This window comes from Glycomyces tenuis DSM 44171 (assembly GCF_000427885.1).
Classification (GTDB): Bacteria; Actinomycetota; Actinomycetes; order Mycobacteriales; family Micromonosporaceae; genus Glycomyces; species Glycomyces tenuis.
The window spans coordinates 198,092-212,814 of record NZ_ATYW01000009.1 but is presented as its reverse complement, the minus strand read 5'-3'; the positions used below and the strand labels follow the sequence as shown (position 1 = coordinate 212,814).

The window sequence follows — 14,723 nt, the reverse complement described above, 5'->3', positions numbered from 1 at the left end:
CCCTCTTCTCCGAGTAGAAAAAGGAAACCACCAATGCAGAACTGGCCGAACCCGATCCTGTTCGGGGCCGCGTACTACCACGAGTACCAGCCGGAGTCGCAGCGCGGCCTCCTGTCGGGCCCCGCGCGGGACCGGCTCGCGACCGACCTCGACCTCATGGTGGAGGCCGGGTTCTCCGTCATCCGCGTCGGCGAGTCGGTCTGGAGCACCTGGGAGCCCCAGAGCGGCGACTTCGACCTCGGCTGGCTCACGCCGGTCCTCGACGGGGCGCGCGAGCGCGGCATCGGCGTCATCCTCGGCACGCCGACCTACGCCGTGCCGCCGTGGCTGGCGCGGCTCTACCCCGAGATCGCCGGGGAGCACCGGACCGGCGAGCGGATCGGCTGGGGCGCGAGGCAGGAGGTCGACTACACGCACCCGGCGTTCAGGTTCCACGCCGAGCGGGTGATCCGCGCGATCCTGGCCCACCACGCCGACCACCCGGCCGTCATCGGCTTCCAGGTCGACAACGAGCCGGGCCTCCAGATCTTCCACAACCACGGTGTCTTCGAACGCTTCGTCGACTACCTGCGGCACGCCTACGGCGACGTCGAGACCCTCAACCGCGAATGGGGCCTGGTGTACTGGTCGCACCGGATCTCGACGTGGGCGGACCTGTGGCGGCCCGACGGCAACGCGCAGCCGCAGTACGCCCTGGCGTGGCGGCGGTTCCAGAACGAGCTGACCACCGAGTTCATCGGCTGGCAGGCCGACATCGCGCGCGAGTACGCGCGCGAGGACCAGTTCGTGACCACGTGCATCTCCTATCCGCGTCCGGCCGTGGACGACCGGGCGGTCGCCGAGCGGCTCGACGTCACCGCCGGGAACCCGTACTACCGGATGCAGGACGCGTTCGCGCTGCCGAAGGACGACGGCGAGGCCCAGGACTGGATGACCGAGGGCACCTGGGCGCTCTACCACTCGGCCGACCGGCTGTTCTCCTCGAAGCAGGCGCCGTTCCTGGTCACCGAGACCAATGCGCAGGCGATCGGCGGGCCGTGGAGCAACGAGCCGGCCTACGACGGGCAGTGGCGGCAGGCCGGCTGGGCGCTGGTCTCGCGCGGGGCGCGGATGGTCGAGTACTGGCACTGGCACACGCTCCACTTCGGAGCAGAGACGTACTGGGGCGGCGTCCTGCCGCACAGCAGGGAGCCGGGCCGGACCTACCGCGAGCTCGCGGTCCTCGGCGGCGAGCTGCGCCGGGCCGGTGAGCTGCTGGCGGACATGACGCCGGACGCGGATGTGGCGGTGCTGTACTCCAAGGCGAGCCAGTGGGGCCTGGCTACGCATCCGCAGCTGGCGCTCGGCGACCGCGGCCCGGACCCGAAGTCGTACGAGTCGATCGTGGACCCGTTCTACCGGGGCGCGTTCGACGCCGGGCTCCAGACCAGGATCGTCCACGTCGAGCAGCTCGACGCCCCGGAGGCGTTCGCGAAGCGGCACCCGGTGCTGGTGGCCGCGGGGCTCTACATCGCCGACGACGCGCAGCTGGACTGGCTGGGCGAATACGCCGCGGCGGGCGGCCACCTGATCGTGGGCCCGCGCACCGGCTACGGCGACGAGGAGGCCCGGGCGCGCCTGGAGGTCAAGCCGGGCAGGCTCGCCGAGGCGGCCGGGGCCTGGTACGACGAGTTCGCGAACCTCTCGGGGCGCGTGGCGGTCCGCGCCGCCGAGGGCTCACCGCTGGAGCTGCCCGAGGGCGCGGCGGCCACGCGCTGGGCCGACGGACTGCGGCTCGACGGGGCCGAGGCGCTGGCCGAGTACGTCCACCCGCACTACGGCCAGTTCACCGCGGCCTCGACCAGGGCGCACGGGAAGGGCCGCGTCACCTACGTCGGGACGGTCCCGGACCCGGCCTTCGCGAAGGCCCTGTTCCAGTGGATCGCACCGGAGGACGCCTGGCGGCCCTCGCACCCGAGCGTGACGGCGACGAGCGGCCGGACCGGCGACGGCCGCACGGTGCGCTTCGTCCACAACTGGTCGTGGGACGAGGTCGACTTCGAGCTGCCCTCGGCCGTGCGCGACGCGCTGGGCGAGGGCTCGTACGCCTCGGGTGACACGCTGCGGCTCGGCGCCTGGGACGTGCGGGTCCTGGTCGAGGAGTAGACGGCACGTGGAGGGGCCGTTCGCGACCGGATGCCGGTCGCGAACGGCCCCTTCGCGATGTCAGTCCTTGAGCGCGGACAGCTCGTACGCCTCGATCCGCTCGGGGTCGGAGACGATCTCGATCGCCGCGATCCTGCCGTCCTCGACGGTGAAGTGGAGCACCGCCCGCGGCACGCCGCGGTGCGTCCACATGGCGCCGACGGCGCCGTCGACGAGCGCGGGGACGGCGGCCTTGGCGCGCCCGAGGAACATCGCGGCCACCGCCTTGACGCCGGTGACCTCGCCTTCGGGGGCTCCGGCCCGCACGGACGCCTCGTCGGCGCGGACCACGATCTCGGGGTCGAGGACCTCCAAGAGCGCTTCGAAGTCGCCTTCGCGGGCGGCGGCGAGGAACGCCTCCACCACCCGGCGCCGGTGGCCGGCGTCGGGCACCGGCGACGAGCCCCGCACGCGGCGGCGGGCGCGGCTGGCGAGCTGTCTGGTGGCCTCCGGGGTGCGGTCGACGATCGGCGCGATCCGGTCGTAGGGCACGGCGAACATGTCGTGGAGGACGAACGCCAGGCGCTCGGCCGGGGTGAGCGAGTCGAGGACCACGAGCAGGGCCAGGCCGACCGAGTCGGACAGGACGGCCTCGCGTTCGGGGTCGACGCCGTCGGCCGGGCGGGCGGCGGCGGTGCTGGTCTCGAGCGGGTCCTCGCGGCGTGTCCTGCGCGACTTGAGCATGTTCAGGCACACCCGCGAGGCGACGGTGGTGAGCCAGCCGCGCAGGTTCTCGACGTCGGCGGTGTCGGTGCGGGCGAAACGCATCCACGTCTCCTGGACGGCGTCGTCGGCCTCGGCGTCGGAGCCGAGCATCCGGTAGGCCACCGAATGCAGGTGCGCGCGGTGCTCCTCGAAACGCTGCACCGCGAATTCGTCGTCGCTCATCGGTCACATCCTCCTCGGGTGGTCGGTCATCAGTGTTGACCGGCCAGAAGGGGCCGGCGTGACAGGCTCGCACCTCGTCTCGGGCTCGGAAGCCGTCCACGTGTTCCGGACCGGGCTGTTCGCGGTGCTCACCTTGATGTCGTGGGCGCTGCGGCCCGGCGACCGGGTGCTCGGAGCGGGCCCTGAGCGCGCAGACGAGGTGGCCCGGCGGGACGGCGGCACCGTCAGTCTCCTCCGGTCGGTGCCCTAAAAGCCTTGCCGTCGGCCGGATCGGCCGCGATACTCGCCCGGTGACTTTGATTCGACGCGAGACCGAACGCGACCGGGCCGCGGTCCACGCCGTCCAGGACGCCGCCTTCGCCACCGCCGAGCACGCCTCCGGCGGCGAGGCCGACCTCGTCGACGCGCTGCGGGCGGGCGAGGACTGGGTGCCGCAGCTGTCGCTGGTGGCCGAGATCGACGGGAAGGTCGTCGGGCACGTCGTCTGCACCCACGGGCGGCTCGCCGGCGAGCGGGTCCTCGGGCTCGGCCCCATCGGGGTCGAGCCCGAGCTGCACGGCAAGGGCATCGGGGCGGCGCTGATGCACGCCGTGATCGGCGCCGCCGACGCCCGCGACGAGCCGGGCATCGTGCTGCTGGGGGATCCGGGGTTCTACGGCCGCTTCGGTTTCGTGCTCGCCGAGGAGCTCGGCGTCACTCCTCAGGACGAGCGCTGGGCGCCGCACTTCCAGGTGCGGCCCCTCGCGGCGTGGCACGAGGGGCTGCGGGGCCGCTTCGACTATCCGCCCGCCTTCGCTGAGTTCGGCTGAGGCTCAGACGGCGGCCGGCTCGGCCTCCTCGGCGGGACGCGGGAGTTCGCGCAGGTTCCGCAGCGGCGAGAGGAAGACCGGCACGAACGACAGGCAGCATCCCGCGCCGGTGATCCACAGCGCCGCCTGCGAGCCGTAGGCCTCGCCCAGCGCGCCGCCGATGAGCGAGCCCACCGGAAGCACTCCCCAGACCAGGAACCTGATGGTGGCGTTCATGCGCCCCAGCATCCGGTCGGGGGTCAGCCGCTGTCGGAAGCTCACCTGGGTGACGTTGTAGACGACCGCTCCGATGCCGAGCAGGACCATGCCCGCCGCGGCGAGGAGCAGCGTCCAGTCGGGACCGGCGGCGGGCACGAACAGCAGCCCGGGGACGGTCACCGCCAGGGAGACCCACAGCACCCGGCCCTCGCCGATCCGGGAGGCGACCGGGCGCGCCACGAAGGAGCCGAGCAGGCCGCCGACGCCGAAGCTCGACAGCAGCAGGCCGATCTGTCCGGCCGTGAGCCCCAGCTCGCGCTCCAGGTACACCAGCTGCATCGCCATGAAGCCGGACGACCAGAGGTTGTACAGCCCGGTCGAGCAGGCGATCGCCCGCAGGTGGGGGTTGCGGAGCACGAAGGACAGGCCCTCCCGGACCTCGCTCAGGATCTTCGAGTCGCGGGCGACTTCGGGTTTGGGCTCGCGGCGGCGGATGCGCACCACGAACAGGGCCGAGGCGCCCATGGTGACGGCGTCGACGAAGAGCGCGATGGGCGCGCCGAGCCATCCGATGAGCTGGCCGGCGAGCGCCGGTCCGCTCAGCTGCGCCGTGGAGCGGACGGTCTCGAGCTTGGCGTTGCCCTCGATCAATTTCTCCCTCCCGACCAAGTGGGGAAGGTAGCTCTGGTAGGCGACGTCGAAGAAGACGGTGAAGGCGCCGCTGACGAGGGCGACGACGTAGAGCTGCCAGATGGTGAGGACGTCGGCCCACCAGGCGATCGGCACGGTGATCAGCAGGGCCGCCCGGACGAGGTCGGCGTTGATGAGCACGTTGCGGCGGCGCAACCGGTCGACCCAGGCTCCGGCGGGCAGGCCGATGAGCAGGAACGCGAGGGTGGTCATGGCCGCGAGGGCGCCGACTTCGAACTCGCTCGCGTCGAGTGCGACGACCGCCACGAGCGGCAGGGCGAGCATGGTGACCTGCTGGCCGAACTGGCTGACGGTGGTGGACAGGAACAGCCCGCGGAAGTCGTGGTCGCGGAGCAGTCCGAGGCGGGCCATCAACGGGCCCCGGTGAGGAAAAGGGTCATGCGATTGAGTATTACCAATCAATTGGGAAAAGTCAATCGCTCATGCCGCTACGATGAGGGCGTGGCGGATGCGAACGACGACCGGCCCCTGGCCACCGAGGCGGAGGCGAAGGCGGTGGCCTCGGCGGTGCGGCTGCGGATCCTCAGGCTGTGCCTGGACAAGGCGCTGACCAACAAGGAGATCGCCGAGCGGCTCGGGGCCAACCCGGCCACGGTGCTGCACCACGTGCGCAAACTGGTCGACACGGGTTTCCTGGCGGCCCAGGAGGAGCGCTCCGGGGCGCGCGGCGCGCGGGAGATCCCGTACCTGGCGACGCGCAAGTCGTGGAGGCTGAAGTTCGGCGAGCAGTACTGGTCGGACATGACCGGGGCCATGTTGCAGGTGTTCCAGTCGGAGGTCGCGCAGTTGGCGGACCCGTCGCAGGTGAACGTGTCGAGGCTGGGCCTGCGGCTCGACGAGGAGCAGTACGAGGAGTTCGAGCGGCGCCTGAAGGGCCTGTTCAACGAGCTCGCGAACCTGGAGCCGGGGCCGGGCGCGAAGCCCTATTCGCTGTTCGTGGCGATCCACCCCGATCTGGACCGTGAATGAGCGGGCCGCGCCGATCGCTCGGCGCGGCCCGCGCTCCCTCATTTCGAATCGAGCATCCGCTGGGCCTTCGCCCGCACCTCGGGCGTGTCCAGGCCCCTGATCATCAGGGTGGTGCGGCGCCGCAGCACGTCCTCGACGGTCTCGGCCCACTCGTGGTCGCGCGCGTAGGCGACCTGCGCCCAGATCTCGGGCGCCTCGGGGTGGATCCGCTCGGCCAGCTCGGGGTGCTCCCCCGCCAGCCGCGCGATGTCGAAGGCGATCGAGCCGTAGTGGGTCGCCAGGTGTCCGGCCGTGTCCTCGCCCAGGTGCGGGACCGGCTTGCCGCCGTCGCTGAGCAGCCGGTGCTCGACGGCGTGCGGGTTCGCGATGCCCGGCAGCGGCAGGTGCTTGGGCAGGTTCGCCAGCGGCTCCATCTCCCGGCCGATCGAGCGGCCCGGCAGCGTCGCGAGCTTGTGCATGACGGTCCGCCCGATGTGGCGGAAGGTGGTCCACTTCCCGCCGGCGACGGACAACATCCCGCCCCTGCCCTCGGTCACCACCGTCTCGCGCTTGGCCTTCGCCGTCGAGCCGGGCCCGCCGGGCAGGACGCGGAGACCCGCGAAGGAGTAGGTGATCAGCTCGCGCCGCAGCTGGCGGTCCTGGACCGACAGGCTCGCCTCGTCGAGGATCTGGTCGACGTCGGCCTCGGTGACCGCCACGTCGGCCGGGTCGCCGGTGTACTCCTCGTCGGTCGTGCCGAGCAGCAGCATGTCCTCCCACGGCAGGGCGAAGGTGATGCGGTACTTGTCGATCGGCGTCGCCAGCGCGGCCCGCCAGTGCGAGGTCCGCTTGAGGACGAGGTGGGCGCCCTTGGAGAGGCGGATCGAGGGCGCGGCGCCGGGGTCCTCCATGCGGCGCAGGTGGTCGACCCACGGGCCGGTGGCGTTCAGCACCACGTGCGCGTCGACGCCGAACTCGACGCCGTCGACGCGGTCGCGCAGTTCGGCGCCGCTGACGCGGCCCTTGGTGAAACGCAGGCCGGTGACCTCGGCGTGGTTGAGCACGATCGCGCCGGACTCGGCGGCGGCGCGGACGGTCATGAGCGCCATGCGGGCGTCGTTCATCTGGCTGTCGCCGTAGACGGCCACGGCCTTGAGGTTCTCGGTGCGCAGCTCGGGCACGTCGATCCTGGCCTTGACCGGGTTCAGCAGGTGCCCGACGCCGTCGCCGAAGGCCGACAGCGCCGAGTAGGCGAACACGCCCGCGCCGAGCTTGGCCGCGCCGTGCGGGCCGCCCTTGTAGACCGGAAGGTAGAACGTGAGCGGCTTCGCCAGGTGCGGCGCGACGGCGCGGGTGACCGCGCGGCGCTCGAAGTGGTTCTCGGCCACCAGCTTCACCGCGCCGGTCTGGAGGTAGCGCAGTCCGCCGTGGAGGAGCTTGGAGGAGGCCGAGGAGGTGGCGCCGGCGAAGTCGCCGGCGTCCACCAGGGCCACCCGCAGCCCCGACTGGGCGGCATGCCAGGCGGTGGAGATGCCCAGGATGCCGCCGCCGATCACCAGCAGGTCGTAGGTCGCCCTCGACAGCTGCTCACGGTTCTCGGCACGGCTCCGGTTCAGGGTGGTGAACCCGGGCGAGCCGTCGGTCGGGTGCGTCCCCGAGGCGGGGACGCGCTGCAAGGTGGTCATGGTCCTGCTCCTCTACTCCTCGATCCAGCCCATGGTCCGTTCGACGGCCTTGAGCCAGTTCTTGTACTCGCCCTCGCGGTGCTCGGCGTCCATGGAGGGCGTCCATTCGGCGGCGCGGCGCCAGTTGGCGCGCAGGTCGTCGGTGCTCTGCCAGAAGCCGACGGCGAGGCCGGCGGCGTAGGCGGCGCCGAGGCAGGTGGTCTCGGCGACCATCGGGCGCACCACGGGCGCGTCCAGGACGTCGGCGAGGAACTGCATCAGCAGGTTGTTCGAGGTCATGCCGCCGTCGACCTTGAGCGCGGCGAGCTCGACGCCCGAGTCCTTCGTCATCGCGTCGGCGATCTCGCGGGTCTGCCAGGCGGTGGCCTCCAGGACGGCGCGGGCGATGTGGGCCTTGGTGACGTACCTGGTGAGCCCGGCGATGACGCCGCGCGCGTCCGAGCGCCAGTAGGGCGCGAACAGGCCGGAGAAGGCGGGGACGAAGTAGGCGCCGCCGTTGTCCTCGACCGAGGACGCGAGCGTCTCGATCTCGGCGGCGGTGCCGATGAGCCCCATCTGGTCCCGCATCCACTGCACGAGCGAGCCGGTGACGGCGATCGAGCCCTCCAGGGCGTAGACCGGGTCGTCCTCGCCGATCTGGTAGCCGACGGTGGTGATCAGGCCCGACTCGGAGTGGATGAGCTTCTCGCCGGTGTTCATGAGCATGAACGTGCCGGTGCCGTAGGTGGACTTGGCCTCGCCGACGTCGTAGCAGGTCTGCCCGAACAGGGCGGCCTGCTGGTCGCCGAGCGCGGAGGCGACCGGCACGCCGCCGAGGAGCCCGCCGAGGGTGCCGCCCTTGACCTCGCCGTAGACCTCCGAGGAGGAGCGGATCTCGGGGAGCACCTGCATCGGCACGCCGATGGCCGCGGCGATCTCCTCGTTCCAGTTCAGATCGCTCAGGTTCATCATCAGGGTGCGCGAGGCGTTGGTGACGTCGGTGACGTGCACGCCGCCGTTGACGCCGCCGGTGAGGTTCCAGACGACCCAGGAGTCCATGGTGCCGAACAGGAGGTCGCCGGCTTCGGCGCGCTCGCGCAGGCCCTCGACGTTGTCGAGCAGCCAGGCGATCTTGGGTCCGGCGAAGTAGGCGGCCAGCGGCAGGCCGGTCTCGCGGCGGAAGCGGTCCTGGCCGACGTCGCCGCCGAGCTCCTTGCACAGCGTGTCGGTGCGGGTGTCCTGCCAGACGATCGCGTTGTGGACCGGCTGGCCGGTGCGCTTGTCCCACAGCATGGTGGTCTCGCGCTGGTTGGTGATGCCGATGGCGAGGATGTCCTCGCGCACGACCTTGGCCTTGACCATCGCCCCGGCGACGACTTCCTGGACGTTGTTCCAGATCTCGGCGGCGTCGTGCTCGACCCAGCCGGGCCGGGGGAAGATCTGCTCGTGCTCCTTCTGGTCGACGGCGACGATGCGGCCGTCGCGGTCGAAGACGATGCAGCGGCTGGAGGTGGTGCCCTGGTCGATGGCCGCGATGAACGGGCCTGCGGTGTGTGCGTCGGTCATAGTGCGCTCCTGAACGTCGTTGTCGGGTCGGTCACTGTCGATCTTGGTCTCATGGCTATGCGAAGGCAACGGTATAGAGACCGCCGGCCAGGGCGGCGCCGATGAGCGGGCCGACGATCGGGATCCAGGCGTAGCCCCAGTCCGAGCCGCCCTTGCCCTTGAGCGGCAGGAGCGCGTGGACGATGCGGGGCCCGAGGTCGCGGGCGGGGTTGATGGCGTACCCGGTGGGGCCGCCGAGGGAGAGGCCGATGCCGACGACGACGAGCGCGGTGATGAGCACGCCGAGGGTGCCCAGGCCGTTGCCCTCGTCGTTGAGGCCTTGGGTGAGGATGGCGATCACGAGGACGAAGGTCGCGATGATCTCGGTGGCGAGGTTCTGGAACGGCGCCCGGATCTCGGGGCCGGTGGAGAAGATGCCGAGCATCGGGCCGGCCTTCTGGACGGGGACCTCGGTGGTGTCCCGGTCGACGGGGCCCGACTGGACGTCGAGCTCGGCCAGGTGGTCTTTGAACTGCCCGTAGTAGGCGATCCAGACGAGGAAGGCGCCGAGCATCGCGCCGACGAGCTCGGAGGCGATGTAGACCGGCACGTCGGCCCACTCGGTGCCGCCTTCGATGGCGAGGCCGAGCGTGACCGCGGGGTTGAGGTGGGCGCCGGAGACGCCGGCGGCGATGTAGGCGCCGGTGAGGACGCCGAGGCCCCACCCGAAGGCGATCGCGACCCAGCCGGCCTCGTAGGCCTTGGACCGCTTGAAGTTGACGGCGGCGCAGACGCCGCCGCCGAGCAGGATCAGCATGGCGGTACCGACGACTTCGCCGATGATGATGTCAGAAGTGGACACCCGTGACTCCTTTGACTTCTTTGTCAGTGTCGAGGCGGGCCCGGGAGCCGTCCGCTGCCCTCGGCCTCGACGGAAGGGCTTGTCGGCCCACCGGCTCGTCGAACGCCATGAAGCGATAGGTGTTCGACAATGTCGACCAACGTACGAAAATCTTTCTCCTATGTTACTGCGACGTCAAGTCCTGTGTGATGAACAGCACAGACTAAATCGAACCTTACCGAACCATGTCGGCCCATAGGGAAATCCGAGGCGGGAAATCCATTCGGGCAGCGGATCGAAGGAGAAGGCCGCCGAAGACCGTGATCGCGGGTGGGCGCCGAGGCTTAGAAGGGGCCGGAGCCCAGATCGCGGGAGACCGAGCGCGCGCAGTCCCGCACCGCCGCGACGAGCTCGGCGCGGAGCTCGCCGTCGCGGCAGACCCGCTCCACCGCGCCGGTGATGCCGACCGCGCCGACGGCCAGCCGGTGCCGGTCGAAGACGGGCGCCGCCACCGAGGCGACGCCGTCCCAGGTCTCCTCGTAGTCGGTGGCGTAGCTCTGGGAGCGGGTCTCGTCGACCACGCGCTCGACGTCCTCGAGCTCGGTCACCGTCCTGGCGGTGAAGGGCTCGCGCTTGACCTCGACGAGTTCGCTGTGCGCCACCGGGTCATAGGCCGACAGGACCTTGCCGAGCGAGGTCGAGTGCAGCGGCTGCATGGCGCCGACCTCGAGGACCTGGCGGCTGTCGTCGGGCCGGAAGACGTGGTGCACGATCAGGACGCCCTGCTGGTGGAGGACGCCCAGGTAGACCGCCTCGCCGCTGGACCGGGCCAGGTCGTCGGTCCACACCAGGGCCCGGGCGCGCAGCTCGTGGACGTCGAGGTAGGTGGTGCCCAGGCGCAGCAGCTCGGCGCCGAGCTGGTAGCGGCCCGAGTCGGGGTCCTGCTCGACGAAGCCCTCGTGCTGGAGGGTGCGCAGGATGCCGTGGGCGGTGGCCTTGGCCAGGCCGAGCGCGGAGGCGATGTCGGAGAGGCCGAGCCGGCGCTCGCCCCCGGCGAGCAGCCGCAGCATCGCCGCGGCGCGCTCCAGCGACTGGATGTGCTTGGGCATCCGGGCGCCTCCGTTCCTCGATCATCCGCGTTCGACAATGCTAAACGCTATCGGCCTTTGCCGACCAGCGGTCCGTGGAAGTGTGGCCGGCCGTCCGGGCTCGACGGCAGCCTGCGCGCGGGCGGCACAGCTACAGGAGACCATCCGGGGCGCAGCGCGCTCGCGCGGCCCTCCTTTTAGGGCTCAGCCGTCACCGGAGGCGAGGGCGGAGGTCCCGGTACGCCCGTGGAGAGCCTCCTGCGGAGGCGTGGGCGGCGTCGTCGCACGGCGAGCGACCATTGAAGCACCGCGGACGCCCGGCCGCAAGCGCGGTCGCGGCGGTGTAAGTTCGCGGTCGACGATGCCTATACGAGGGAGACCCCCGATGCAGACCACACCAGTGTCGTTCGACGTCCACGACAAGCGATTCGACGTCTCCGGCGACGGCTACCTCGAATGCCTGTTCTCGGGTGGCAGGTGGACCGAGGGCCCGGTGTACGTGCCGTCGGGGCGCTATCTGCTGTTCAGCGACATCCCGAACGACCGGATGCTGCGCTGGGACGAGACCGACGGCTCGGTGAGCGTCTTCCGCTCCCCTGCGGGCTACACCAACGGCCACACGCTCGACCGGCAGGGGCGGCTCGTCTCGTGCGAGCAGGGCGCGCGGCGGGTGACCCGCACCGAGCTGGACGGCTCGGTCACGGTCCTGGCCGACCGCTGGGACGGCAAGCGGTTCAACAGCCCCAACGACGCGGTGGTCTCCGCCGACGGGGCGGTCTGGTTCACCGACCCTCCCTATGGGATCACCAGCGACTACGAGGGCCACCGGGCCTCCCCTGAGATCGACGGCTGCCACGTCTACCGCATCGACCCGGCCTCGGGCGAGGTGGAGCGGGTCGCCGACGACTTCGGGCGGCCGAACGGACTCGCCTTCTCCCCCGACGAGCGGCGCCTCTACATCGCCGACACCGCTCGCGGGCACATCCGGTCCTTCGCGGTCGACGGCGCCGCGCTGAGCGGCGGCGAGGTGTTCGCCGAATCGCCCGGCGGCAACTTCGACGGGCTGCGCACCGACGTCGAGGGCCGCGTGTGGGCCGCGGCGGCCGACGTCTTCTGCTTCCACCCCGACGGGACGCCGCTGGCGACGCTGCCGATCCCCCAGCCGGCCGTCTCGAACCTGGTCTTCGGCGGCCCCAAGCGCAACCGCCTGTTCGTGTGCGCCACGGACTCGGTGTACTCGCTCCTGCTGAGCACCAACGGCGCCTGGCGCCTGTGACCGGGGTCCGCGGCCCGGCCCCGCACCCGCCTCAGTGGAGGCAGAGGCAGAAGGGGTGGCCCGCCGGGTCCGCGTAGATCCGCCAGTTGGCGCCCGGGCGCAGCTGATCGGTGCGCTCCAGCACGGTCGCGCCGAGCTCCAGCGCCCGCCGCTCCTCCGCGTCGAGGTCGTCCACGTCGAAGTCCAGGTGCACCTGCTGGGGCATGTCCTGCCCCGGCCACTGCGGCGGGCGGTAGTCCCGCACCCGCTGGAAGGCCAGCGGCGTCCCTTCGAAGCCGTGCACCTCCACCCACTCCGAGTCCCCCGGGTCCGCCACGATCCGGCCGCCGAGCAGGACGGCGTAGAACTCCGCGAGCCGCTCCGCGTCCGCGCAGTCCAAGGCGACCGCCTGAAGCCTGCGAATCATCTTCGGTTCTCCTCATCTCAGTTCCCACGATCGCCGGCCCGCCCAGTGCGGAATCCGGGGCCGCGCTCCGCATAATCTATGGGGACGGTCGGCCAAGGTGGGTCAATGCATACCAGTTCGACTCCAACTCTGCCAGTCAACGGCTCGCAAACATCGCCACACCTGAAAACTTTCTCCGCAACATTGACAAAAGAAGAAGATTTCCGTCATCCTGTTCCCTACACCAAAGGCCCGATTACTCCGGCCACGGCGAAGCGCGCGAGCCCCACATCCGATCCACCGAAGCCCGACGACCGGAGACCGATCCGTTCGGATCCGAATGCGAGGTACCGCCCCTCATGAGAACCAGACCGATGACGCGGCGGCTCTCGGCCGCCGGAGCCGCCCTGGCGCTGTCCGCCGGCATCCTCACCGCGACGTCGACGCAGGCCGCCGCCCAGGACGACGGCGAGGTCGACCGGCTGCTGGTCGCCACCGACCAGGAGGTCGACACCTTCAACCCCTTCAAGTCGCGCTACATCATCACGTACGAGACCAACCTGATGACGTACGACACTCTCATCAGGACCGGAGCGGAGAACTACGAGCCGGTGCCGGGCCTGGCCAGCGAGTGGCAGGAAAGCGACGACGGCCTGACGTGGACCTTCACCATCCGCGAAGGCGTCGAGTGGTCCGACGGCGAGTCCCTGACCGCCGAGGACGTGGCCTACACCTACGACCTGCTCATCAGCGATCCCGCCATCCACGACTGGAACATCGACTTCGCGGGCAACCTCGTCAGCGCCGAGGCCCCCGACGACACGACCTTCGTGCTGACGCTCAAGGAGGCCGCGCCCGCCGAGGTCCTCAATGCGGGGATCTTCATCGTGCCCAAGCACATCTGGGAGACCTACCCCGATCCCTCGGCCGACGACGCCAACGACCGGATGCCCCTGGTCGGATCCGGCCCGTTCCAGGTCAGCGAGTACCGCGCCAACGAGCTCGTCCGCTTGGAGGCCAACGAGGAGTACTGGGACGGCGCGCCGGGCTTCGATGAGATCGTCTACGACTACTACAGCGAGGGCGACGCCGCCGTCGCCGCCCTGGAGGCCGGAGAGGTCGACCTCGTCAGGGGGCTCAACCCGGCCCAGATGGAGGCCCTCGAAGGCCAGGACCACGTCACGGTCAACAACGCCCAGGGCCGCCGCTTCGTCTCGCTGATCCTCAACCACGGCGCCCAGACCGCCGACGGCGAACTGTACGGCGACGGCCATCCCGCGCTGCGCGACCCGGTGGTGCGACAAGCGCTCCACACCGCGATCGACAAGGCGGAGCTGGTCGACAAGGTCCTTGACGGCAACGGCGATCCGGCCGTGTCGATCATCCCCGCGATCTTCGAGCAGTGGCATTGGGACGGCGGCGACGAGCTCGTCCAGTTCAGCATCGACGAGGCCAACCGACTGCTCGACGAGGCCGGCTACGAGCGCGGCGAGGACGGCATCCGCACCATGCCCGGCGGCGGCGATCCGCTCAGCTTCCGCTTCTACCACCATGCCGACTACACCGACTACGCCAACGTGGTCCAGTTCGTGACCGAGTGGTGGGAGGAGCTCGGCCTGGAGATCGTCTCCGAGCCGATCGAGCAGGGCTCGCTGAACGACCTGGTCTACCTCGGCGAGTACGACATCGCCTTCTCCGGCTGGGGCGTGGGCCCCAACCCGACCGAGATGCTGGCCATGCACACCTGCGAGGTGCTGCCGACCACCACCGACGGCTCGGAGCGCTCGCACGAGAACTTCTACTGCAACGAGGAGTACGACGCCCTCCACGAGCAGCAGGTGGTCGAGCCCGACCCCGAGGCCCGCGCCGAGCTGGTCAGGGAGCAGCAGCGGATCCTCTACCAGGACGCGCCGGTCATCTGGCTCTACTACCAGAACGTCCTGGAGGCCTACAACCATGAGCGGGTGGACGACTTCACCGTCCAGCCCGCCGAGGGCGGCATGATCACCGGGCAGCAGGGCTTCATCTGGTCCTTCCTGTCCGCCACGCCGGTCGGGGGCGAGGACGACGGCGGCGTCTCCACCGGCGTGCTCATGGGCGCGGGGGCGGTCCTCCTGGTCCTCGTCGCCGGGGGCGCCTTCCTCTTCATGCGGCGCAGGAGCACCGCCGACGAACGGGAGTGACCG

The 14,723-nt window shown here is 70.7% G+C and carries 13 protein-coding genes; 6 read left to right on the top strand and 7 right to left on the bottom strand.

The window, feature by feature from the left end:
- Nucleotides 1-33 precede the first annotated feature (33 nt).
- Nucleotides 34-2,145 carry a beta-galactosidase gene (locus YWW_RS0112605; RefSeq protein WP_026930405.1) on the top strand — a complete coding sequence of 704 codons (2,112 nt, stop codon included), beginning with the start codon at nt 34-36 and terminating at the stop codon, nt 2,143-2,145.
- Nucleotides 2,146-2,205: 60 nt separating this feature from the next.
- Here the strand turns inward: YWW_RS0112605 and YWW_RS0112600 are convergent, their stop codons facing one another.
- Nucleotides 2,206-3,072 (bottom strand): sigma-70 family RNA polymerase sigma factor, encoded by an 867-nt coding sequence (locus tag YWW_RS0112600; RefSeq protein WP_026930404.1) that lies wholly within the window; start codon nt 3,070-3,072, stop codon nt 2,206-2,208.
- 58 nt (nt 3,073-3,130) lie between these two features.
- On the opposite strand from YWW_RS0112600, the gene YWW_RS30050 reads away from it, so the two are divergent.
- The gene (locus YWW_RS30050) at nt 3,131-3,322 is read left to right on the top strand and encodes a hypothetical protein (RefSeq protein WP_035699933.1); all 192 of its coding nucleotides are present in this window, start codon (nt 3,131-3,133) and stop codon (nt 3,320-3,322) included.
- 40 nt (nt 3,323-3,362) lie between these two features.
- Complete coding sequence (locus YWW_RS0112590; RefSeq protein ID WP_211228538.1) at nt 3,363-3,881, top strand: GNAT family N-acetyltransferase; 519 nt, start codon at nt 3,363-3,365, stop codon at nt 3,879-3,881.
- Between the two features lie 3 nt (nt 3,882-3,884).
- Here the strand turns inward: YWW_RS0112590 and YWW_RS0112585 are convergent, their stop codons facing one another.
- Nucleotides 3,885-5,141, bottom strand: a complete 1,257-nt coding sequence (locus YWW_RS0112585) for an MFS transporter (protein ID WP_026930402.1) — start codon at nt 5,139-5,141, stop codon at nt 3,885-3,887.
- Between the two features lie 90 nt (nt 5,142-5,231).
- On the opposite strand from YWW_RS0112585, the gene YWW_RS0112580 reads away from it, so the two are divergent.
- A complete protein-coding gene (locus YWW_RS0112580; RefSeq protein WP_026930401.1) occupies nt 5,232-5,759 on the top strand; it encodes a winged helix-turn-helix domain-containing protein in 528 nt (175 codons plus the stop codon).
- 38 nt (nt 5,760-5,797) lie between these two features.
- Here YWW_RS0112580 and YWW_RS0112575 read toward each other — a convergent pair whose 3' ends face one another.
- From YWW_RS0112575 to YWW_RS0112560, 4 genes are all read right to left on the bottom strand, one after another.
- Nucleotides 5,798-7,423 carry a glycerol-3-phosphate dehydrogenase/oxidase gene (locus YWW_RS0112575; RefSeq protein ID WP_026930400.1) on the bottom strand — a complete coding sequence of 542 codons (1,626 nt, stop codon included), beginning with the start codon at nt 7,421-7,423 and terminating at the stop codon, nt 5,798-5,800.
- A gap of 12 nt (nt 7,424-7,435) precedes the next feature.
- Nucleotides 7,436-8,968 (bottom strand): glycerol kinase GlpK, encoded by a 1,533-nt coding sequence (glpK, locus tag YWW_RS0112570; protein WP_026930399.1) that lies wholly within the window; start codon nt 8,966-8,968, stop codon nt 7,436-7,438.
- 55 nt (nt 8,969-9,023) lie between these two features.
- Nucleotides 9,024-9,809, bottom strand: a complete 786-nt coding sequence (locus YWW_RS0112565) for an MIP/aquaporin family protein (protein ID WP_026930398.1) — start codon at nt 9,807-9,809, stop codon at nt 9,024-9,026.
- A gap of 323 nt (nt 9,810-10,132) precedes the next feature.
- The gene (locus tag YWW_RS0112560; RefSeq protein WP_026930397.1) at nt 10,133-10,897 is read right to left on the bottom strand and encodes an IclR family transcriptional regulator; all 765 of its coding nucleotides are present in this window, start codon (nt 10,895-10,897) and stop codon (nt 10,133-10,135) included.
- A 364-nt stretch (nt 10,898-11,261) separates the two neighbouring features.
- Here YWW_RS0112560 and YWW_RS0112555 point away from each other — a divergent pair, with 364 nt between their 5' ends.
- Entirely contained in the window at nt 11,262-12,152 is an 891-nt protein-coding gene (locus YWW_RS0112555) for an SMP-30/gluconolactonase/LRE family protein (RefSeq protein WP_026930396.1), read from the top strand.
- A gap of 31 nt (nt 12,153-12,183) precedes the next feature.
- Here YWW_RS0112555 and YWW_RS0112550 read toward each other — a convergent pair whose 3' ends face one another.
- Nucleotides 12,184-12,558, bottom strand: coding sequence for a VOC family protein (locus tag YWW_RS0112550; RefSeq protein ID WP_026930395.1), 375 nt, complete (start codon nt 12,556-12,558; stop codon nt 12,184-12,186).
- 338 nt (nt 12,559-12,896) lie between these two features.
- On the opposite strand from YWW_RS0112550, the gene YWW_RS0112545 reads away from it, so the two are divergent.
- Entirely contained in the window at nt 12,897-14,720 is a 1,824-nt protein-coding gene (locus YWW_RS0112545) for an ABC transporter substrate-binding protein (protein ID WP_026930394.1), read from the top strand.
- The last annotated feature ends 3 nt before the right edge of the window (nt 14,721-14,723 follow it).